The organism is Actinoplanes sp. NPDC019969, from assembly GCF_055562375.1.
The window spans coordinates 492,065-511,843 of record NZ_JBVHFK010000005.1; the positions used below are offsets into that span (position 1 = coordinate 492,065).

The 19,779-nt window shown below is 71.9% G+C and carries 21 protein-coding genes; 8 read left to right on the forward strand and 13 right to left on the reverse strand.

Features of this window, described 5'->3' with window-relative positions:
- Nucleotides 1-2 precede the first annotated feature (2 nt).
- Nucleotides 3-326 (reverse strand): hypothetical protein, encoded by a 324-nt coding sequence (locus ACZ3II_RS18430; RefSeq protein WP_465518859.1) that lies wholly within the window; start codon nt 324-326, stop codon nt 3-5.
- Nucleotides 319-744: a YbaB/EbfC family nucleoid-associated protein gene (locus ACZ3II_RS18435; RefSeq protein WP_465518860.1), complete on the reverse strand. Its 426-nt coding sequence runs from the start codon at nt 742-744 to the stop codon at nt 319-321. Before ACZ3II_RS18435 ends, ACZ3II_RS18430 begins: the two co-directional genes overlap by 8 nt.
- Nucleotides 745-881: 137 nt before the next feature.
- Between ACZ3II_RS18435 and ACZ3II_RS18440 the strand changes: the two genes are divergently transcribed.
- Entirely contained in the window at nt 882-2,105 is a 1,224-nt protein-coding gene (locus ACZ3II_RS18440; protein ID WP_465518861.1) for an SUKH-3 domain-containing protein, read from the forward strand.
- A gap of 28 nt (nt 2,106-2,133) precedes the next feature.
- Nucleotides 2,134-3,378, forward strand: coding sequence for an SUKH-3 domain-containing protein (locus ACZ3II_RS18445; protein ID WP_465518862.1), 1,245 nt, complete (start codon nt 2,134-2,136; stop codon nt 3,376-3,378).
- Here the strand turns inward: ACZ3II_RS18445 and ACZ3II_RS18450 are convergent.
- The 4 genes from ACZ3II_RS18450 to ACZ3II_RS18465 form a co-directional block, all read right to left on the reverse strand.
- The gene (locus tag ACZ3II_RS18450) at nt 3,345-4,124 is read right to left on the reverse strand and encodes an IclR family transcriptional regulator (RefSeq protein WP_465518863.1); all 780 of its coding nucleotides are present in this window, start codon (nt 4,122-4,124) and stop codon (nt 3,345-3,347) included. The two genes, ACZ3II_RS18445 and ACZ3II_RS18450, sit on opposite strands and share 34 nt — an antisense overlap.
- Before the next feature lie 69 nt (nt 4,125-4,193).
- Nucleotides 4,194-4,937: an SDR family oxidoreductase gene (locus tag ACZ3II_RS18455; RefSeq protein ID WP_465518864.1), complete on the reverse strand. Its 744-nt coding sequence runs from the start codon at nt 4,935-4,937 to the stop codon at nt 4,194-4,196.
- Entirely contained in the window at nt 4,934-5,734 is an 801-nt protein-coding gene (kduI, locus tag ACZ3II_RS18460; protein WP_465518865.1) for a 5-dehydro-4-deoxy-D-glucuronate isomerase, read from the reverse strand. The genes ACZ3II_RS18455 and kduI overlap by 4 nt, the downstream gene beginning before the upstream one ends.
- 57 nt (nt 5,735-5,791) lie before the next feature.
- Nucleotides 5,792-7,291, reverse strand: coding sequence for a sodium:solute symporter family protein (locus tag ACZ3II_RS18465; RefSeq protein ID WP_465518866.1), 1,500 nt, complete (start codon nt 7,289-7,291; stop codon nt 5,792-5,794).
- A gap of 148 nt (nt 7,292-7,439) precedes the next feature.
- Between ACZ3II_RS18465 and ACZ3II_RS18470 the strand changes: the two genes are divergently transcribed.
- From ACZ3II_RS18470 to ACZ3II_RS18485, 4 genes are all read left to right on the forward strand, one after another.
- A complete protein-coding gene (locus ACZ3II_RS18470) occupies nt 7,440-7,628 on the forward strand; it encodes a tautomerase family protein (protein WP_208472752.1) in 189 nt (62 codons plus the stop codon).
- Nucleotides 7,629-7,657: 29 nt separating this feature from the next.
- Complete coding sequence (locus ACZ3II_RS18475; RefSeq protein WP_465518867.1) at nt 7,658-8,932, forward strand: vWA domain-containing protein; 1,275 nt, start codon at nt 7,658-7,660, stop codon at nt 8,930-8,932.
- Between the two features lie 105 nt (nt 8,933-9,037).
- A complete protein-coding gene (locus tag ACZ3II_RS18480; RefSeq protein ID WP_465518868.1) occupies nt 9,038-10,303 on the forward strand; it encodes a vanadium-dependent haloperoxidase in 1,266 nt (421 codons plus the stop codon).
- 68 nt (nt 10,304-10,371) lie between these two features.
- Complete coding sequence (locus tag ACZ3II_RS18485) at nt 10,372-11,538, forward strand: TetR/AcrR family transcriptional regulator (protein ID WP_465518869.1); 1,167 nt, start codon at nt 10,372-10,374, stop codon at nt 11,536-11,538.
- Between the two features lie 56 nt (nt 11,539-11,594).
- Here the strand turns inward: ACZ3II_RS18485 and ACZ3II_RS18490 are convergent, their stop codons facing one another.
- Nucleotides 11,595-12,809: an oxygenase MpaB family protein gene (locus ACZ3II_RS18490; protein WP_465518870.1), complete on the reverse strand. Its 1,215-nt coding sequence runs from the start codon at nt 12,807-12,809 to the stop codon at nt 11,595-11,597.
- Between the two features lie 195 nt (nt 12,810-13,004).
- Here ACZ3II_RS18490 and ACZ3II_RS18495 point away from each other — a divergent pair, with 195 nt between their 5' ends.
- Complete coding sequence (locus ACZ3II_RS18495; protein ID WP_465518871.1) at nt 13,005-14,042, forward strand: hypothetical protein; 1,038 nt, start codon at nt 13,005-13,007, stop codon at nt 14,040-14,042.
- 34 nt (nt 14,043-14,076) lie between these two features.
- Here the strand turns inward: ACZ3II_RS18495 and ACZ3II_RS18500 are convergent, their stop codons facing one another.
- The 4 genes from ACZ3II_RS18500 to ACZ3II_RS18515 form a co-directional block, all read right to left on the reverse strand.
- The gene (locus ACZ3II_RS18500) at nt 14,077-15,474 is read right to left on the reverse strand and encodes a diguanylate cyclase (RefSeq protein ID WP_465518872.1); all 1,398 of its coding nucleotides are present in this window, start codon (nt 15,472-15,474) and stop codon (nt 14,077-14,079) included.
- 212 nt (nt 15,475-15,686) lie between these two features.
- Nucleotides 15,687-16,100 (reverse strand): DUF6069 family protein, encoded by a 414-nt coding sequence (locus tag ACZ3II_RS18505; RefSeq protein ID WP_465518873.1) that lies wholly within the window; start codon nt 16,098-16,100, stop codon nt 15,687-15,689.
- Nucleotides 16,093-16,560, reverse strand: coding sequence for an SRPBCC family protein (locus ACZ3II_RS18510; protein WP_465518874.1), 468 nt, complete (start codon nt 16,558-16,560; stop codon nt 16,093-16,095). Before ACZ3II_RS18510 ends, ACZ3II_RS18505 begins: the two co-directional genes overlap by 8 nt.
- Complete coding sequence (locus ACZ3II_RS18515) at nt 16,557-16,892, reverse strand: ArsR/SmtB family transcription factor (protein WP_465518875.1); 336 nt, start codon at nt 16,890-16,892, stop codon at nt 16,557-16,559. Before ACZ3II_RS18515 ends, ACZ3II_RS18510 begins: the two co-directional genes overlap by 4 nt.
- 160 nt (nt 16,893-17,052) lie before the next feature.
- Between ACZ3II_RS18515 and ACZ3II_RS18520 the strand changes: the two genes are divergently transcribed.
- Nucleotides 17,053-17,847, forward strand: a complete 795-nt coding sequence (locus ACZ3II_RS18520) for a lysostaphin resistance A-like protein (RefSeq protein ID WP_465518876.1) — start codon at nt 17,053-17,055, stop codon at nt 17,845-17,847.
- On the opposite strand, the gene ACZ3II_RS18525 is transcribed toward ACZ3II_RS18520, so the two are convergent.
- Nucleotides 17,810-18,496 carry a response regulator gene (locus ACZ3II_RS18525; protein WP_465518877.1) on the reverse strand — a complete coding sequence of 229 codons (687 nt, stop codon included), beginning with the start codon at nt 18,494-18,496 and terminating at the stop codon, nt 17,810-17,812. The genes ACZ3II_RS18520 and ACZ3II_RS18525 overlap by 38 nt on opposite strands.
- The gene (locus ACZ3II_RS18530) at nt 18,493-19,680 is read right to left on the reverse strand and encodes a sensor histidine kinase (RefSeq protein ID WP_465518878.1); all 1,188 of its coding nucleotides are present in this window, start codon (nt 19,678-19,680) and stop codon (nt 18,493-18,495) included. Before ACZ3II_RS18530 ends, ACZ3II_RS18525 begins: the two co-directional genes overlap by 4 nt.
- Nucleotides 19,681-19,779: the final 99 nt, after the last annotated feature.

Consider the following 19,779-nt stretch of genomic DNA (forward strand, 5'->3'; position numbering starts at 1 on the left):
GATCAGAGCCGGTACGACTGGTTGACGGTCTGCCCGGCCCGCGCGTCGGCGTTCACGTTGTCCTCGACCGAGGCGACCACCGCGTCGCCGAGTCCCTCGACGTAGGGGGCGATCTTCCCGAACGCCTGGACGAACTGGTCCAGCTGGGGCCCGTACCCCTCCTGGAACTTCGATCCGATCTCGTCGCGGCCCCACGGCTGGGCCTGGCTGGCCGCGTTGATCGCGGCGACCGGGCCCTGGTTGAGGCTGATCAGCTCCTGGCCGGCGGCGGTCAGGTCCCGGCCGCCCATGGTGGCCCGCGCGGGGTCCAGGTTCAGCTCACTCATCGCGGGCACCGCCCTCGCGCATGATGCGGTCCTGCCGTTCGAGGAGGCCGCCGAAGTCGTTGTCGCGCATGAACCGGGCGGCGCTGGAGTCGGCCGGCAGGTATTCGCCGACCATCGCCTGCACCTGCTCGGTGGTCTGGGCGACCGCTTTCTCCACGGTGCGCAGGACGGTGCGGGCCAGCTCGTCGGGGTCGCCGCGGCGGTAGATCTCCCGGTCGAACTTGAGGCCGGTGAGCTGGCCGCGGGCGCCGACCGTGACACGGACCGTGCCGTCCGGGGACTCGGCAGTCACCGACAGGCGGGCGAGACGCTCCTGGATGTCGTCCAGGCCGCTGCGCAGGCGCTGGTACTGCGACACCACGTCGTCGAACCGGGCCCGCAGCGCGTGGTTCACGTCGCGATCAGCCTGTCTGCTCACGGTGGTCTCCCCGGGGACGCGCGAATTGACTGCAGCAACCTACCAGCCGGGATCAACCCGAGCCTGCCCCCAACGGGTGGGCCGGGGGCTCTAAGCTCGCGGGGCGAAGGGCGACGGACCGAAGGGGGCGGCTGCAGATGATCACGCTGGCCGAGGCGGAGCGGATCGCCGCGGGCTGGGCGCGCCGGCAGTCGATGCGGCGTGGCTACGAGTGCGCGCCCCGTGTCGACGAGCTGGCGCTCGGTTACGCGGTGTGGATGCAGTTGCCGTCGTCGGCGCGTCCCGAGATCGGCGAGGACGTGACCACGGTCATCGACCGGGAGACCGGCCGCCTGTCGCACTGGCCGCCGTCGACGGCGGAGGAGCTGGACCGGCGGTACACCGAGCTGCGGGACACCGCGATCGGCACGCACCGCACCTCCGATCCGATCGTGGAACTGCGTCGCGACGCGCGCCGGCGGGTCAGCCCGGCCGTCTCCGCGCATCTCACGCTGCACGGCCGGCTGTACCGGGCCCTGGGCGCCAAGGGCGACCAGGAGCTGCGGCATCATCCGCTGGTCGCGGCCCGGCTGGCCCGGCTGGGGCCGCGGATGACGGTTCGCGGCGCGGTCCGGCACGCCGAGCTCCTGGTCGTCTCCGACGTGCTGTACGAGGCCGGCAGGAACCGGGCGCCGCTGTCCCACGACGACGCCCGGGCCCTGCTGAGCCAGGCCGCGTTCGAGACGTTCCACGTCCGGGAGACCGGCGACTGGCTCGGCGGCCGTCCCGCGTCGCTCTGTGCCACCTGCTGGAACGTGCTGGCGGCGCTCGGCGTCCCGGTCGACCCGGAGCAGCGCCCGCTCTTCGCCATGGAGCCGCAGGCCCGGGACCCCGAGCCCGGCCGGTTTCCCGCGGAGGTGGCGGCGGAGCTCGCCGCCGGCGGCTGGGATCCGGCCACCCGGGCGGAGCGGGCCGAGGCCGCCCGGCGGTTGTGGCAGGTCGCCGAGGACATCCCGGGGCAGCAGTTCCGGCAGGAACGGTTCCCGGCGCTGGCGGCGGCCGAGGAGTTCCATGAGGTGACGTCGCACCGGAGTTCGCCCGGCGCCGCCCAGCTGGTCCGGCCGTTCCGCATCGGCACGCCGGACGGCACGCTGTACCTGGCCGACTCCCTGCACGAGCTGGGCGAGCTGGTCGGGGCGCGGATGTTCCCGCTGGGCCGGGAGGGCCGCGCCGAGGGCGTCCTGGCCATCGACGAATCCGGCCGGGTCTTCGCCCTGGACCAGGGCGGTGAGTGGTTCATCGGGCAGACCCTGGACGAGGCGCTGGTCGCGCTGGTGACGGGCCTGCCGGCGCGCCGCGTCCGGGACGACGGCTCATGGTGACGGACACCCCTGGCAGGAGGACCCGACGGTGATCACTCGTGCGGACGCCGACGCGAGCGCGGCGGCCTGGGCCCGCGCGGCGTCCCTGGACTCGGGCCGGGCGCACCGGGCGACGGTCGAGGAGTTCGACCTGGGCTTCGTCGTCGTGATCGCCGCGGTGGACGTCACGCCGGCGCCGGAGCTGGGCGCCGGTGTGACGGTGATCGACCGGGCCACCGGCCGGCTGTCGACCTGGCCGAACTGGCCGTCGGAGGCGGTCGCGGCCAACTACCGGGCGCGGCGCGACGACGTCGCCGGGCCGCCCCGGACCGCCGACGCCGAGGTGCGGCTGCGCCGGGAGGCGCGCCGCCGGGGCGCCCCGAGCGTCGCCGCGCACGTCACCGCGGACGGCCGGGTCCACTCCGCGACCGGCGCCAAGGGCGACCAGAAGCTCGGCCATCACCGGCTGGTGCTGGAGCTGCTGGCCGGGCAGCCGCCGCGGGAGCGGGTGCGCGGCTGCGAGCGGCACGCCGAGCTGATCGTCTGCTCGGATGCGCTGCACGACGTGGACCACCGGCGGGACCTGGCCGGGCAGGCGCCGCTGACCCTCGACGAGGCGCGGCGACTGTTCCTGGAGTCGTCGTTCGAGACGCTGCAGATCCACGCGCCGGGGGACCCGCTGGCCGGCCGGCCGAACGACCCGTGCGAGAGCTGCACCTTCGTTCTCACCCAGCTGTCGCTGATGCCGTGGGCGTCGACCGGGGCGCTGCACCACTTCCGGGCCCCGGACCGGCCGAACCCCGACCCGTCCCGGTTCTCCGACACGCTCGGCGCGGAACTGGCCGACGGCGGCCTGGTCACCGACCTGCCGCCGGAGTTGCGGGCGGCCGAGACCGACATGCTGGTGGGTGCGGTCGTCGCCGTCGAGGGCCAGGAGTTCCGCCACGAGGCGTTCCCGGCGGTGTACGACGCGCTCCGGCACACCGGCCCGATCGGGGTGGGCCGCCGGGCGCCGGGCATCGACCAGCGCTCGCGGCTCTTCGAGATCTACCCGGGCAACGCGGCGCACACCGCCGACCTGCTGCACGAGTTCGGCGCGGTGATCGGGGCGCGGCTGTTCCCGCTGGGCCGGGTCAACAACGAGTCGGTGCTGGCGATCGACGAGCGGGGCCGCGTCTTCGACCTGGATCAGGCCGGCGAGTGGTTCGTCGCGAACGCCTATCTGGAGGCTCTGGAGACGCTCACCAACGGGGGGCGCACCTACCGGGTCCGCGACGACGGCACCTGGGGCTGATCGGCGGCGCCGAGGGCGGCCGAGACGTCGCGGGCCGCCGCGATCACCTGGGGCGCGTGCTGTTCCAGACCGGCCATGTCCATGTCCATGGCCAGGGTGGACACGGAGATGCCGCCGAGCACCTGGCCGGTGTGGTCGAAGACGGCCGCGCCGACGCAGCGGATGCCCGGCTCGTTCTCCTCGTCGTCGACGGCGTAGCCGGCCGCGCGGACCCGGGCCAGGTCGGTCAGCAGGTCTTCCTCGCTGGTCAGGGTGCGCGGGGTGCGGCCGGCCAGGCCGGTGCGCCGGCAGATGGCGAGGACTTCGGAGTCGCTGAGTTCGGCGAGGACGGCTTTGCCGATGGCGGTGGTGTGCAGGGCGACGCTCATCCCGATGCGGGAGGGCATCTGGTACGGCCGGCGCCCTTCCTGCTTGTCGACGTACACCGCCTCGTCGTTGCTGCGGATGGCGAAGTGCGTGGTGAATCCGGTGGTCTCGCGCAGCGCGGTCAGCGCCCCGGACGCCTGCCGTGCCGGGTCGAAACGGTGCATGACCCGGCCGGCCAGGGTGAGGATGCGCGGGCCGGGCTCGTAGCTGCCGAGCCCGTCCGGCCGGGCGAATCCCCAGGTGACGAGCGCCTGCAGGATCCGGTGCACGGTCGACTTGGAGACCCCGGTCGCCACCGCGATGTCGGTGACCCGGTGGTGCTCGGCGAGCGCTTCGAGCACCGCCAGGGTCTTGTCGATGGAGCTGCCTTCCCTAGCCACCGGCTCAGCCTACTGGGACGGCCTCATCGGGCCGTCCGACCGCCGGCGGCGAGGCCGGCGCGGAGGGCCTCACCGGGCCAGCCATCCGCCGTCGACGGCGAGCACGTGCCCGTTGACGTAGTCGGCGGCGCTGGAGGCGAGGAACACGGCTGCTCCGGCCAGGTCGGCGGGCCGCCCCCACCGGCCGGCCGGGATGCGGGACCGGATCTCCGTCTCCCGGACCGGGTCGGCGCGCAGCGCGTCGGTGTTGGCGGTCTCGATGTAGCCCGGCGCGATCGCGTTGACCTGGACCCCGGACGCCGCCCATTCGCAGGCGAGCGCTTTGGTGAGTCCGGCGATGCCGTGTTTGGCGGCGGTGTACCCGGGGACCTGCACCCCGCCTTGGAACGACAGCATCGACGCCACCGAGATGATCTTCCCGTGGCCGCGGTCCAGCATGCCGGCGCCGATCGTACGGCTGAGCTGGAACACCGCGTCGAGGTTGACGTCGAGCACCGCCCGCCAGTCGTCGAAGCCGTGCCGGGCGGCGGGCGCACGCCGGATGATGCCGGCGTTGTTGACCAGGATGTCCACCTGGGGCAGGCCGGCCGCCATGGCCGGGATGGCGGCCGTGTCGGAGAGGTCGAAGACCCACCGGGACGCCTGGCTCCCGGTCCGGCGGACCTCTTTCTCCACGTCGTCGAGGTCGTCGGTACGCCCGTGCAGCACCAGATCGGCCCCGGCCTGCGCGAGGGCGACCGCGATCGCGTGCCCGATGCCGCCGCGCGCGCCGGTGACGAGCGCCGTTCTGCCGTGCAGCGAGAAGAGCGTCACCGCAGGTCGCCGATCGCGACCGGCTCCACGTCGTCGTACGCCTGGTTCTCCCCGCCCATCGCCCAGACGAATGCGTAGCTGCGGGTGCCGAAGCCGCAGTGCACCGACCAGTACGGCGAGATGACGGCCTGTCCGGGTTCGACGATGAGGTTGCGGGTGGCGTCGGGTGGCCCCATCAGGTGCACGATCCGGTCGGTCTCCGGCAGGTCGAAGTAGAAGTAGACCTCGGTACGCCGCTCGTGGGTGTGGCACGGCATGGTGTTCCACATGCTGCCGGGTTCGAGGACGGTGACGCCGAGGACGAGCTGGCAGCTCTGGATGCCTTTGAGGTGGATGTACTTGTAGATGGTGCGCTCGTTGGAGTTCTCCCGGGAGCCCAGCCGCACCGGTTCGGCGTCCTCGAGGGTCGCCTTCACGGTCGGGTGTGCGGTGTGCGCGGGCGTGGACACCAGGTAGAACCGCCCGTCGAAGCTGACCTGCCGGGCGCCGCGGCCGACGTACAGGACCTCTTTGGGGGCGAGGTCGTGCCGTTCCCCGTCGACGGTCACCGAGCCGGGACCGCCGACGTTGACGACGCCGAGTTCGCGGCGTTCCAGGAAGTACGCCGACCGCAGCTCGTCCGGGCAGGGCAGGTCGGCGGCGCCGGTCACGCCACCGACCACGATGCGGTCCTCGTGGGAGTACGTCAGGCGTACCTCATCGGGTCTGAAAAGGTCCTCCACCAGGAAACGCTGCCGTAGCCGGCCGGTGTCCATCGTGGGCAGCTGGTCCGGGGCGGTGGCGGGGCGAGATTCCATTCAGCACTCCCATCATTCCGTTACATGAAACACGCTACCACTACATGGAACCTTGAATCAGGCCTTGGTGAGCGGCTGCGCCTCCTCGGCCGGGTCGTTCTCCAGCGACTCGATCAGCGTGTCCCGTTCCGCGGTGCGCTCCGGCTTGAGCAGCCCGATCGCGATGTACAGCACCAGCGAGGTGACCAGCGGAACCCCGACCACCATGGTCTGGCTGGTCTCCTCCAGGACCCACTTGACGATCGCCCAGACGCCGAGGCCGGCGGCCCAGGAGACGAGCGCCGCGGTCGGCCCGCTGCGCCGGAACCAGGGCAGCAGCCCGAGCATCAGCGGGATCGAGATCGGGCCCATCGTCGCCGCGACCAGGTCGACCACGATCTTCAGGACCACGCCCTGGCCCTCGGTGCTGATCGCGATGACCATGCTGATCAGGACGAACGTGAACGTGGTGACCCGGGCGAAGGTGAGCGCCGACCGGTCGCTGAGGTCGCGCACCTTGCGGACCAGCACCGGCGCGATGTCCCGGGTGACGACCGAGGAGATCACGTTGGCGTCCGAGGAGACCATCGCCATCGTGTGCGAGAAGAAGCCGGCCAGCACCAGCCCGATCACGCCCGGGGGCAGCAGGGTCTTGGCGAGTTCCACGTACGCCTGCTCGGGGTTGGAAAGACCGGGAACGATCAGCGGCGCCGCGAACATCGGCAGGAACAGGATCAGTGGCCAGACCAGCCACAACCCGCTGGACAGCAGCGCCGACCGCTTGGCCGCCGACCCGGACGGCGCGGCCATGTACCGCTGCGCCAGGTTCCACATGCCACCGTTGTACTCGAACGTCTTGATGAAGAGCAGGGCCAGGAAGAACGTGAGGGTGTACGGGCCACTGAACGGGTCACCGTGGCCCTCCGGCAGGTCGTCCCACATGGTCCACAGGGTGGAGACGCCGCCGAGGTGGGCCAGGAACGCGAAGAACATCGCGATGCCGGCCACGCCCTGGATGACGAACTGGCCGAAGTCGGTGAGCACGTCGGCCCAGAGCCCGCCCAGGGTGATGTAGACCAGCGTGACGGCGCCGGTGATCACGATGCCCCACAGGATCGGCACTCCGGCGAAGCCGCGCAGCAGCACCGCGATGGCCACCCACTTGGCCGCGATGTCGACCACCTTGAGCAGCGCCCCGCTGTAGGCGAGCGCCTGCTGGGTGGGCAGGTTGTAGCGGCGGGCCAGGTACTCCAGCGGGGACGCGACCCCGTGTTTGGAGCGCAGCCGGTTCCAGCGGGCCGCGAAGACGAAGGCGCCGATGCCGACGCCGAGGCCGATCGTCAGCGCCCACCAGATGTACATGGCGAGGCCGTAGTTGTAGGCGACGGCCGCGAAGGCGACGAACATGACGGCGCTGTAGCCGGACATGTGATGCGAGATGCCGGACAGCCACCAGGGGATCCGGCCCCTGGCGGTGAAGAAGTCGGCGACGTTGTGGACCCGGTTCTTGGCCCACACACCGATCCCGACCATGACCAGGAAATATCCGCCGAGGATGAACCAGTCGAGTGTGGTCACGTGCTCTCCCTCCAAGACTGTGGAGGATGTTTTGCTACATGAAACGTCTTGTCAATACATGGAACACAATCATGCAGATCCATGAAACGGGGCTTGACCTTGTTCCGTGACATGGAACAATGTTCCTGCCTACGGAAAGGGAGGGTCCATGCCCAACATCACCGTCGAACTGCTGTCCGGCCGTACGCTCGACCAGCGGCGCGAGTTCGCCGAGGCCGTCACCGCCGCCGCGGTCGACATCCTCAAGGCGCGGCGGGCCGCGGTGCGCATCCGCTTCGACGAGATCGAGCGGGAGGACGTCGCCAACGGCGGGACCCTCGAGTCCGACCGCGCCTGACAGACTCGGCCCCATCGAAAGGGGTCACCATGCACATCGCCGCCCATCTCGACGTCGAGATGATCGCTCTGGAGACCGATGACCAGGTCTCCGTGATGATCGAGCTGACCTCGCCGCCGGCGCCCGCCGGCGGCGGGGAGCGCCCGCCCGGCACCCTGCAGGTCGTGCTCGACCGCAGCGGCTCGATGCGCCGCGGCCGCCTCGACGGGGCGAAGGCGGCCCTCGTCGCCGCCGTCGACCGCCTCGACCCCCGGGACAACTTCGGCCTGGTGGTCTTCGACACCCGGGTCGACGTGGTCGTCCCGGCCGGCCCGCTGACCGGCAAGGCCGCGGTCAACCGGGCCATCGGCGGTGTGCAGGCGTTCGGCGGCACCGACCTGGCCGGCGGCTACCTGCGCGGCCTGCAGGAGGCGCGCCGGGCCGCGGGCCCGGCCGGCCCGACGGTGCTGTTGATCAGCGACGGGCACGCCAACGTCGGGGTGACCGACCCGGAGATCCTGTCCGGGGTGGCGGCCGACGCCCGCCGGCACGGGGTGACCACCTCGGCGCTCGGCTTCGGCCTGGGCTACGACGAACGCCTGATGTCGGCCATCGCCCGGGGTGGCTCCGGTAACGAGCACTTCGCCGAGGAGCCGGACGCCGCCTCCGCCATGATCGCCGGCGAGGTGACCGGCCTGCTCGCCCAGACCACGCAGGCCGCCTCGCTGCACGTGCGGCCGGCGCCGGTGGTCGAGCAGGTGCTGGTGGTCAACGACCTGCCTGCCGGCGCGGCCGGCGACGGGCTGCTGATCGAGCTCGGCGGCCTGTACGCCGACGAGACCCGGAAACTCGTGCTCACCTTCGACGTCCCGGCGGTCGCCGCACTCGGGCCGGCCGAGATCGCGACGCTGACCTTCACCTATGTGGAGCTGCCGGCCCTCGCACAGCACACGGTGACCGTCCCGGTGCGGGTCGACGTGGTGCCGCAGGACGTGGCGGCCGGCCGGGCGCCCGACCCGGCGGTTCGCACCGAGCTGGTCTACCTGCGCGCCCAGCGGGCCAAACGGCGCGCCTCCGAGCTGCTCGGCGGCGGTGACACCGCGGGCGCGCTGAAGGAGATCCGGCAGGCCCGTGAGGACATCGCCCGGGCCCGCTCAGGGGCGCCGGAGTCGCTGGCCGCCGATCTGGACGAGGAGGCGGCGACCCTGCATGAGCTGGAGCGGGAGACCGAACACGGCTCGGCGGCGCGGGCCGGGAAGTACCTGTCCGCCAGCTCGCTGCGGCGTCTGCAGAAGCGCGGCCGCCACTACGGCGACGGCGCCTGATCCGCGGGCTCTGTCGCTGATCTGCCAGACGGCGGACGATGTGTTCATCGCGGCGGCGTAGCAGACTCCCATCGACTTGAATCGATTCTATGGGGGAGGGTCCTGATGCGACGACGAGCAGGTGGCATCGTGGCCGCGCTGGTCACGCTGGTGGCCGCGGGCGTGCCGGCGCCGGCCGCGAACGCCGGCGGCACGTCAGGCCGGCCGAACGCGGTCATCGCCTGGGACGCGAACGCGCAAGCCGCGATCTGGGACGTCGGCCGGCAACTGCCGTGGGAGCAGGGCCGCAGCTTCGCGATGGTGAACGGCGCGGTCTACGACGCGGTCAACGCGATCGCCGGCACGCCGTACCAGCCACTGCTCGGCGCCCCGCCCGCCACCGGCAGGGAGTCGGTGGACGCCGCCGTCGCCACCGCCGCGTACCAGGTCCTCGCCTCGATCTTCCCGGCCCAGGCGCAGCGGCTGCGCGAGCAGTACGACCAGGCGCTCGCCGAGATCCCGGACGGCCCGGCCGAGACCGGCGGCATCGCCGCCGGGCAGCGCGCCGCCACCGCCATGATCACGTCGCGGGCCGGTGACGGCTCCGGCGGCGACGCCCAATGGACGCCGGGCACGCAGGCCGGCCAGTGGCGGCCCACCCCGCCGCTGTTCCAGTCCGCCGGCGCCGTGGCCGCGGACGTGCGCCCGTTCGTGATCCCCGACCCGTCCCGCTTCCGCACCGCCGGGCCGAACCCCCTGACCAGCGCCGCGTACGCCCGCGACCTCAACGAGATCAAGTCCGTCGGCGCCGTGGACAGCACCACCCGGACCGCCGACCAGACCGAGGCGGCGCTCTGGTGGCACGACCGCAACCTCACCGAATGGCAGATCAAACGCCAGCTCGCCGCGACGCAGCACCTGAGCACGCTGCGGACCGCGCGGATGTTCGCGATGGTCGACGTCACGGTCGCCGACACCGGGATCGCCTGCTTCGACGACAAGCGGGCGTGGGGTTTCTGGCGCCCGGTCACCGCCGTGCAGCTGGCCGGCACCGACGGCAACCCGCGGACCACCGGCGACCCGGACTGGATGCCGCTGCTGGTCACGCCGCCGTTCCCGGACCACCCGTCCGGGCATGCCTGCGCCACCGCGGCCCGGATGGCGGCGTTCCGCACCTTCTTCGGCCGCGACCGCATCCCGTTCAGCGCCTACAGCGCCGACTCCGGCACCACCCGGCACTTCCGCGGGTTCTCGCAGGCCGTCGACGAGCTGGTCGGCGCCCGCGTCTGGGGCGGCATCCACTTCCGCACCGCCGACGTGCAGGGCAGAGGCCTGGGCGAAGCGGTCAGCGCCTACGTCACGGCCCACCACTTCACGAGATCACGAGCCTGACGGGGTACGCCCACCGCCGGCCACCGTGAGCGCGAGGACATCGACCGTACTGTGATTGACTTGCGCTCATGGTCGCCCGCCCGTCCACCTCCGCCACCCGGCCGCACAACCGCAGGCAGCTCATCGTGGAGGCGGCCGGCCAGGCGTTCAGCGAGCGCGGCTACCACGCCGCCTCGATGGAGGAGATCGCCGCGGCCGTGGGCATCAGCGCCGCCGCGCTGTACCGGCACTTTCCGAACAAGTACGCCCTGTTCGCCGAGTGCACCAACGTGATGGCCGAGCGCCTGGTCGCCGCGCTGGCCGAGGCGCCGTCCGGCGCGGCGCTGAAGGACGTGCTGACCGCCCTGGTCCGGGTCACCGTCGCGCACCGCGCCTCCGGCGGGCTGTACCGGTGGGAGGCCCGTTACCTGGAACGTGCGGACCGCCTGCTGCTGCGGGCGAAGTTCGAGCACGTGGTGGACCGGGTGACCGCGATGGTGCGCGACGAGCACCCGATGCCGGACGAGCGGCTGCGGGCGGTCGCCGCGCTCGGCGTGATCGGCTCGATCACCATGCACCACACCTCGATGGCCCAGCGCCGGATCGAGGACCTGCTCCTGGAGTCGGCGCTGCGGGTCGCCGCCACCGATCCCACGACCGGGTCCGGCAGCGCCCACCTGGCCGAACCGCCCGCCCAGCCGGTGCCGCGGACCAGGCGGGCGGAGATCCTGGCCGCGGCCATCCCGCTGTTCGCCCGGGACGGCTTCGCCAGCGTCACCAACGGGCAGATCGCGAGCGCGGTCGGGCTCGCCCCGTCGGCGATCTACCGGCACTACCCCGGCAAGGTCGACATCCTGGTCGCCGCGTGCCTGCAGGCGGCCGGGCTGCTGGCCCAGGCCGCCGAGCGGAGCCTGGAGCAGGCGGCCGGGCCGCGGCAGGCGGTGACCGCGCTGACCGCCGCGTACGTCGCCTACAAATTCGAGCACAACGAGCTGAACAGTGTCGCCGAGGCCGAGATCGCCGGCCTGCCGGACGCCCTGAAACGGCCGCTGATCCTGGCCCAGCGCGAGCACATCGCGATCTGGGAGCAGCAACTGCGGCTGGTCCGCCCGGAGCTGGACCCACGGCAGGCTCGGCTGCTGGTGCACGCCGGGTTCGGGGTGGTGGTGGAGGCCGGGCGTGCCCTGCGCTGGCAGAACACGCCCGCCCACCGGGACGCCGTCACGGCCCTGGTCCTCGGCGCCCTCACGGTGTAACCCGCGTGTGGATTTCGGGCGCTATGCGCGGCCGAAATCCACACGCTGTCGGGGGTTCAGGTTCCGGCGCGGTTGCCGGTCGGGATGGTGATCGGGGTGTACGTCGCCGACGTCCCGTTGTTCAGGAACAGCATCGCCAGCCCTCGGATGAACTGGTCGAAGATCGAGAACGTGGTCGGGATGATCGGCGACAGGCCCTCCCGGAACCTGACGTACGCCGGCCAGCCGGCCTCGATCACCGTCCGTGAGGCGTAGTCGCGCGGCAGTTTCAGCCAGTCGCCGACCTTGTCGCCGAGCAGGTACCGGGCGAACTCCCGCTGGAACCCCCGGGTGACTCCCAGGTCGACCGCCGACGTCAGGTTGAGCAGGACGTCGGCCAGGTCGATGCCCTCCGGGGTGGGCGCCATCAGCGGGGTCAGCGCGTACTGCGACTGCTCCTTCGCCGCCGCCCAGGTGGCCGGGATGAAGTCGTCGCGCACGCCGAGCAGGTGCAGCGCCACCTGCCACATGTGCAGGAACGCCTCCTCCTCCGCGGCCGACATCCGGATGCCCCACGACTTCAGCTTGCCGTGCACGAACGTGCCCAGGCTGTGGAAGGTGATCAGGATGTCGCCGTTGCTGATCGGGATGAAGTCCTGGTCGTCGGTGACGGCCCGCCAGTGCGACGACTGCGGCAGCAGGTGCCGGACCGCGGCGTGGGTGAGGCGGGTCTTGTTCGACGTGACGACGAAGTGGCCGGTGGGCTTGAAGGCGTCGACGGCGCTCAGGTCGTACCCGTACGTGAAGGTCTTCGCCGCCCGCGACTTCATCACCGCGCCGCCCTCGGACCAGTACACGTTGCGGGCCTCGCGCGGGATGACCGTGCTCATGATGCCGCTGCCCAGCCCGTACAGCAGGAACAGGTACATGCTCATCCGCTTGTTGAACTGCGCGGCCCGGTTCAGCTTGGTCTGATCGGCCCAGGACGGCAGGGTGTTGTGCTGCCGCAGATAGGTGGTGAGCGCGGCCGGGATCCCGGCCGGCAGCGCGTCCCCGTTGTCGACCCACTTCTCGAACGCCGTGTTGACCGCCGGGATCTGCCCGTTCTGCAGCAGGTCGACGAGCAGCGGATCGGTCGCGTCGTCCCACACCTTCCACGGGTCGCTGACCGTGTCCGTGCCGGCGATCGAGCCGGCCGACGACCATGCCCACGCCTTCGACGGGTCGGACACGCTCGCCAGACCCAGCGCGGCGCCCAGGGTCAGAACGCCTCTTCTACTGAGATTTTGCATTCGCTTACCTACTTCCGGGACGGCACCTGAGCCTGTTACCTGCGGATTTCATAGTTAGCAGACATGTGATTTGTCATTAACATAGCGGTGCTCTCCTCCATCGGCAAGGCTGGATGTGTGCCGGGGGTGGCGTGCCATGGGGAGAAGATCTTCGATACAGTCCGCTTCCGGGAACGCGGAAGGGCTGAGAACGTCATGGTCGACACGGGCGACGTACCGGACTCCGACGAGTCCTCCCTCACCGTCGGCGCGGTGCCGGACGACACCGAGATCCCCGGCGAGGCCGTCGACAGGACGGAACACGCGCCGCTCGCCCAGTGGGCCAGCCGGGCCGCCGGACGGCCGCAGCCACAACCGGAGGAGATCCAGGCGCCGGTCGACCCCTGGCCGCTGCCGATCCACGGGCTGATCCCGCCGCCCGACGCGGCGCCGATCGACGAGCTGACGACGCTGCACTACGACGCGAACGGCCGGCCCGTCCTCCTGCCCGTGCCGAAGAGGCGCCGGCGTGGCCTGACGGCCGCCGTGGCCGCCGGTGCGGTGGCGATCCTGGCCGTGGCCGGCGGTGTCACCGCGGCGATGTGGCCGGAGCCGACGTCGAGCGCCGCGCAGTCCGCCCCGGCCGGTCCGGGTTCGGCGCCGGCGCCCGCGCTGTCGCAGACGTCCCCCTCGCCGGTGGCGGTCGGGGACGACACCGCGCCGATGCCGTCCGGTCCCATCCCTCAGGGAGTGATGCCGGACTCCATCTACGCGATGGACGAGCTCTGCAAGGGCGTCACCTACTGGCCCCTGCTGCCGAAGCGGACCGGCAACAAGGGCCCGCACCCGATCCTGATCTACGGCGACAAGGCCGACAGCGCCCGCCTGCCGTACGGCATGTTCTACACCTGGATCGACGGCCCGAAATCCCTGAAGGCCGTCTGGGCGGGGGACGACCCGTCGAAGATCCGCCTGATGGCCTGTGTGGACCGGGTCGCGGCCGGGTCGAAGGTGCGCTTCTGCCCCTCCAACCCGTACGCCGAGAACCCCACCCAGTTGACGCTGTACCGCGCGTCCTACCGCATCCGCCTGTACGAGACCGCGACCGCCACGAAACTCCTCGACACCAGGCTCGACGCGAAGGACACCAGCTGCCCGAACGTCGGCAGTGAGATCCCGGACGGCAAGAAGATCTACATGGAGATCACCGACAAGGCCTTCGAGTCGTTGCTGCGCAAGTTCGTCGGCAGGTAGTTCCGGGCCACCTGCCGACTACCGGGGTCACCCGTCAGGCGACCACGTAGCGGCCCTTGCCCAGCCGCTTCGCCTCGTACATCGCCATGTCGGCCGCGCGCAGCACGTCCCGCTCGCCGTCCGGCGCGGCGATGCCGACGCTCACCCCCACCTCCAGCAGCGTGCCGTCGAACGGGATCGGCTGTGCCACCTCGGCCAGCACCCGCTGCGCCAGGTTCACCGCCTCCTCGGCCGGCAGGTCCGGGCAGAGCAGCACGAACTCGTCACCGCCCAGGCGTACCACCAGGTCCGTCGCCCGGACCGCAGCTGACAGGCGTGCCGCGACCGCGGTGAGCACCGCATCCCCGGCGTCGTGCCCGCGCGTGTCGTTGATCTCCTTGAAGCCGTCCAGGTCCAGGTAGAGCAGCGCCACCGGCCCCGGGCTGGCCAACCGGTCGGCGAGGACGGTCCGGTTGGCGAGCCCGGTCAGCGCGTCGTGCCGGGCCTGGAACGCCAGCTGCGCCTGCGCCTTCTCCTGCTCGCGCACCGCCGTGGCGAACCGGGCCAGCACGAACGACGCGCTCAGCGCCGTCGCCGCCAGCGCGATCAGCGCGTTGCGCTCCAGACCGGTCTTGAGCAGCGTGAGCGTCGGCGCGGTCATGAACGCCAGCCCGAGGAACAGCACCCGCGACGGGTGCAGCAGGTGCACCTGGTGCCCGGGCCGGCTCAGCTCGGCGTGCCGGGGGTGCAGCAGCGCGGCGGTGATCATGGCGTTACCGAACATGATCAGCGGCTGGACCTTGGCGACGATCGAGTAGTCCAGGACGTACGGCAGAACGTTGTACGACAGGTCGACGGCCAGGTACAGCGTCACCGCGCCGAGCAGCAGGTAGGTCGGCGCCGTCCGGCCGCCCGGCGACAGCGCGATGAACAACACCGCGCTCAGCAGCAGCACGTCCGCGATCGGGTACAGCGGCGGCACCACCGTCTCGGCGAAGGTGTATCCCTCGCCCAGCACCGGCAGGATCAGGAACTGCCAGCTGGCCAGCGCCGCCGCCACGGTCAGCGTCAGCGAGTCCAGCACCGCGCCGCGCATCCGGCCCGCCGCCCGCCGCCGCGCCATCATCGTCAGTGCTGTCGCCAGCAGCGCGTATCCGCTCAGCCAGCAGGCGTCCGACACTCCGACCGACGGCACCGCGCCGGTCAGGTAGTAGTAGCCGATCTCGATCGCGTCCCCGGTGAACCACAGCGTCTGCGACAGCGCGACGAGAAGCCACGGCCGCCGCCCCGGACCGGCAGGCTGCCGCAGCGCCGCCGTCCACACCACCACGGCCAGCGCGAGATACACCAGGACATAAAGGGCGTTGCCCAGTGTCGTGTCATATGTCGCCACCAGGAGCGCGACCGCAACCGCCGCGCCACCGAGAAACAGCCGTCCTCTGCCCTTCGTCATGGCCAGCGTGTCGGCACGTCACCCGGGATCCTGCAGCTCTTGTGGCAGAAACCACTTTTCTTGTACGGGCCACGCAGCGTCCCGTGCCTCGCGGCGGCCACGGCAGGCGGCTCTGACGGACCGTCCCCCACCGCGGGTCATGCCGTGGTTTCTCCGGCTGGTTGTCAGGGCTGTCTCAGCGCCGCTGAGACAGCCCTGACAACCAGCCCGCTCTAGACCCGGACCTCGGCTCGCGGCCGGGCGCGCAGCGCGCGGACCGCGAGCACGACGATCGGGACCAGGGTCAGGTGGCAGAGGGACAGAACGATCGTGCTGGTCGTGTCGAAGTCGGCGGGGATCGTCATCAGCGGGATCGTGACGACCGCCAGCAGCGGGCCGAGGATCAGGGCGGCCGGGGTCGCCCAGGGGAACCGCGGGGCGAGCATCGCGACGACCGTCAGCCCTACCAGTAGCGGGACCGCGCTGAAACCGGCGACGGTGACCGCGTCCACCTCGGCGGGCCCGCCCCGCGCGGTGAAACGGAACGTTCCGTCTGCGGCGCGGCCGGCCCCGTACAGCAGAAGGTTGATCGCGATGGCGGCGCAGCCGCTGAGAACCACGATCACCGGCCGGGACCGCTCACGCATCGGCCGTCGCCGACCCACGCTGCCGGGCCAGGAACGCCGCGATCCGGTCGAACGCCCCCGCCCACACCTCACCGGCGAAGAAGTCGCGCACCTCGGGCACCGGGAAGCCGCTCTGCACCACGGTCATCAGCGTCCCGCCGTCCTGCTCCTCGAACGTGATCTCGATCCGGGTCGTCATCGTCATCCCGTCCGGGCTCGACCCGGTCGAGTCGGTGACCAGCCGGTGCGGCCGGTCGATCTCGACGAACGTCTGAGTCTCCCGGAACAGCGCGTCGGGGCTGGGCCCCCACACCGCGGTCTGCGTCCCGCCGACCCGCAGATCCACCGTGATCTCCACGATGCCGGGCTGCTCGTCCAGGATGCTGAACCAGACCTTCTGCTTCTCGGCGTCGGTGTACGCGTCGAACACCTCCTCCGGTGTCGCCGGCAGGTGCCGCGTCATCCGCATGTCGATCGTCATGACCTCTCCTCGTTCCGCAGCGTGAAATAGGCGTCCAGCCCGTCCAGGCGTCGTGCCCAGAGGCGCTGGTAGAAGCTGATCCAGGCCATCGCCTCGTCCAGCGGCGCGGGCGCGAGCCGGCACTGCCGGGCCCGCCCGACCTTCTCGGTCACGATCAGGCCGGCCTCTTCGAGCACCTGCAGGTGCTTCTTCATGCCGGTCAGCGTCATCCCGGCGGGTTCGGCGAGCTGCCCGACCGTGGCCGTGCCCTCCCCGAGCCGCACCAGCACCCCCCGGCGCACCGGATCCGCCAGACAGGCGAACACCCGATCCAGAACCTCTTGCTGAACCATGCGGTTCACCTTAAGACACTGAACCGCAAGGTTCAACGTTCTCCGCCGGTGGTGCTAGTACCGGCGGACGACGTGCCGCCGGGATCTCCGTTCGCGGGCGGAGGACAGCGCCCCGGGCACCGCGAAAACTGGGCGGACCTCCGAAGGAAAGCAGGTCCCGTTGTTCCCGCAGCTCTCCGATCGCGCCGCCGCGGTCACCTTCATCGTCGCCGTCCTCGCCGTGTCCGCGGGCACGGCGACCGTCGCCGGCGGCCTCGTGCTGGCCCTCTCACCCCTGCTGGTGGTGCTCGCGATGATGCTCGTCGTCACCCGCGAAGGGCACACCCGTGCCGGCTGGCGCCGGCTCGGAACGGGCCGGGCCGGGCTGCGCGTCTGGCCCCTCGCCGTCGCCACGACCGCGGGCGTCTCCCTCCTCGCCGCGGCCGTGGTCGCCGCCCTCGGCGCCGCCCGGCTCACCCCGCACGGCGACTGGGCGGGCGACCTGCTGGCGCTGTGCGTCACCGGGCCGGTGCTGGCCTTCGCCGAGGAGATCGGGTGGCGCGGCTATCTGCAGCCCCGGCTGGAATTCCTCGGCGAGTGGGCCGCGATGACCGTCACCGGCCTGGTCTGGGCGGCCTGGCACCTTCCGTACATGCTGTGGACGCCGTACTACCACGCCGCCGGCGCCCGGTGGCTGGTCCTGCCGCTGTTCATCGCCTCGGTGGTCGCCTTCTCGCTCCTGATCGGGCAGTTGCGGACGATGTCCGGCAGCGTCTGGCCGCCGGTGGTGGCGCACTTCGCGCACAACGTCACGTTCGCGATGGTGAGCGCGCACCTGCTCACCACGGACGATCCGGTGCTGGCCGACGAGTACCTGGCCGGGGACTCCGGGCTGCTCGTGCTGCTCGGCACGGCCGGATGCGCCGCCCTGATCGCCGTCAGCCGCCGGGCCAGGACATCGACTGCGCGGCGATGACCGCCTGCACCCGGTCGCGCAGCCCGAGCTTGCGCAGCACCGACCCCAGATGCGTCTTGACCGTCGACTCGGCCACGCACAGCCGCGCCGCGATCTCCGCGTTGGTCAGGCCCAGGCCCACCGCCGCCAGGATCTCCCGTTCCCGGGCGGTGAGCCGGTCCGTTCCGGCCGGGGGCGCGGCCCGGTGCACCGGCTCCGGTGGCGGCGCCGCCCGCACGAACGAGTCGATCAGGCGGCGTACCAGCCGCGGCGCGACCGGAGCGTCCCCGGCCGCGGCGGCACGGACCGCCGCGATCAGCTCGGCGGGGCCGGCGTCCTTGAGCAGATAACCCGCCGCGCCCGCACGGAGCGCCGCGACCAGCAGCTCGTCGGCGTCGAAGGTGGTCAGCATGACCACGCGCGGCGGCGCCGGCAGGGTCAGGAGGCGGCGGGTGGCCTCGACACCGTCCATACCGGGCATCCGGATGTCCATCAGGACGACGTCGGCGCGCGTGGCGGGCTTCCGCAGGTGCTCGATCGCCGTCCGGGCGTCGCCGGCCGACCCGGTGACCAGGAGATCGGGCGCCTGGGCCAGGATCAGCTCGAACCCGGCGCGTACCAGCGCCTGGTCGTCGACCAGGAACACCCGGATCCGCTCGGCCGCGTTCACCGGCCACCACCGGGTCCGGCCGGGATGACGACCTCCACCAGGAACCCGTGCTCCGGCCGCGGGCCGGCGGTCAGCACCCCGTCCACCGCACGCAACCGCTCCCGCAATCCGTTCAGCCCGTGCCCGGACGAGGGAAGACCGTCCGGGCCGGGCCGGACGGGGCCGTCGTCCTCCACGCGCACCCGGACCGCGTCTCCGTGCCGCTCGACCAGCAGCCGGGCCGTGGACGCGGCGCCGGCGTGCTTGAGGACGTTCGTCAGCGCCTCCCGGACGCAGCGGAACACCGCCAGGCGTACCGCGGCCGGTGTGCTGTCGAACCAGCCGGGCAGGCCGGCGGTGACGGGCAGACCGGCGGCCCGTACCGATTCGACCAACCGCAGCACGTCCTCCCGGCGCACGTCGGTCCCGTCCGGTTCCTCCGCCGGTTCCGGCCGATTCAGCATCGCGATCACCCCGCGTACCTCGGTGAGAGCCGCCCGCGCCGTGCCGGCGATGGTGGCCAGAACCGCGGCCGCGTCCGGCGCTCGCCAGGTGGGCTGGTGGACGGCGGCGTATCCGCCCGCATCGGCCTGCACGATCACCACGGTCAGCGAGTGCGCCACGATGTCGTGGATCTCCGCCGCCGCGGCCATCCGCCGCTGCTGCTCGGTGAGCCGCTCCTCCCGCCGCCGTGCCTCCTGCAACTCCCGCGTGCTGGTGCGCCCGCCGCGCACCAGCTCCCCGATCACCCCGATCAGAACCGCGCAGACCGCCAACGTCAGGCCGATCACCAGCGCGTTCCGGGCGTACTGCGGGGGAGTGCTCCACCGGAACCCGCCGGCCAGGCAGCCGGCCACCGCGGACCCCAGCGCCAGCAGGCGAACGCCCCGCGACGGGACGTGCGCGGTCACCGTGTACACCACGATCGCCTGGGCGGCGTTGGCCGGCAACGGGATCGGCACGACGGCGAGCTGCACCACGAACGCGGCCACCGCACAGCCCAGCACCGCGGCCGGGAACCGGCGCCGGACGGCCAGCGGGGCGATCGTGGCAGTGCCCACCGCCAGGCCCGGGAAACCCGCGACCAGGACGCTCGGCACGCCGAAGACCAGCCACACGGCCCCCGCCGTGAGGGCGTCCATCAGCATCGGCCGTTCCCCAGCCCACCGATGCGCGCGGGCCGCGGCGAACGTGTGCTGTTCCACTGTCTCCCCATCGCCGGACGTACGGGCACCCCATGATCGACGAGACTTCCGGGACCCCCGCCCGCGGGGTCCGTTGTAGACGCGGTGTGCTTCGATCCA

Excerpts from the sequence above, each read along its gene's own strand:
- ACZ3II_RS18430 (WP_465518859.1), bottom strand. The coding sequence starts at position 326 with ATGAGTGAGCTGAACCTGGACCCCGCGCGGGCCACCATGGGCGGCCGG.
- ACZ3II_RS18440 (WP_465518861.1), top strand. The coding sequence starts at position 882 with ATGATCACGCTGGCCGAGGCGGAGCGGATCGCCGCGGGCTGGGCGCGC.
- kduI (WP_465518865.1), bottom strand. The coding sequence starts at position 5,734 with ATGGAATCTCGCCCCGCCACCGCCCCGGACCAGCTGCCCACGATGGAC.
- ACZ3II_RS18470 (WP_208472752.1), top strand. The coding sequence starts at position 7,440 with ATGCCCAACATCACCGTCGAACTGCTGTCCGGCCGTACGCTCGACCAG.
- ACZ3II_RS18475 (WP_465518867.1), top strand. The coding sequence starts at position 7,658 with ATGCACATCGCCGCCCATCTCGACGTCGAGATGATCGCTCTGGAGACC.
- ACZ3II_RS18480 (WP_465518868.1), top strand. The coding sequence starts at position 9,038 with ATGCGACGACGAGCAGGTGGCATCGTGGCCGCGCTGGTCACGCTGGTG.
- ACZ3II_RS18485 (WP_465518869.1), top strand. The coding sequence starts at position 10,372 with ATGGTCGCCCGCCCGTCCACCTCCGCCACCCGGCCGCACAACCGCAGG.
- ACZ3II_RS18490 (WP_465518870.1), bottom strand. The coding sequence starts at position 12,809 with ATGCAAAATCTCAGTAGAAGAGGCGTTCTGACCCTGGGCGCCGCGCTG.
- ACZ3II_RS18495 (WP_465518871.1), top strand. The coding sequence starts at position 13,005 with ATGGTCGACACGGGCGACGTACCGGACTCCGACGAGTCCTCCCTCACC.
- ACZ3II_RS18500 (WP_465518872.1), bottom strand. The coding sequence starts at position 15,474 with ATGACGAAGGGCAGAGGACGGCTGTTTCTCGGTGGCGCGGCGGTTGCG.
- ACZ3II_RS18505 (WP_465518873.1), bottom strand. The coding sequence starts at position 16,100 with ATGCGTGAGCGGTCCCGGCCGGTGATCGTGGTTCTCAGCGGCTGCGCC.
- ACZ3II_RS18510 (WP_465518874.1), bottom strand. The coding sequence starts at position 16,560 with ATGACGATCGACATGCGGATGACGCGGCACCTGCCGGCGACACCGGAG.
- ACZ3II_RS18515 (WP_465518875.1), bottom strand. The coding sequence starts at position 16,892 with ATGGTTCAGCAAGAGGTTCTGGATCGGGTGTTCGCCTGTCTGGCGGAT.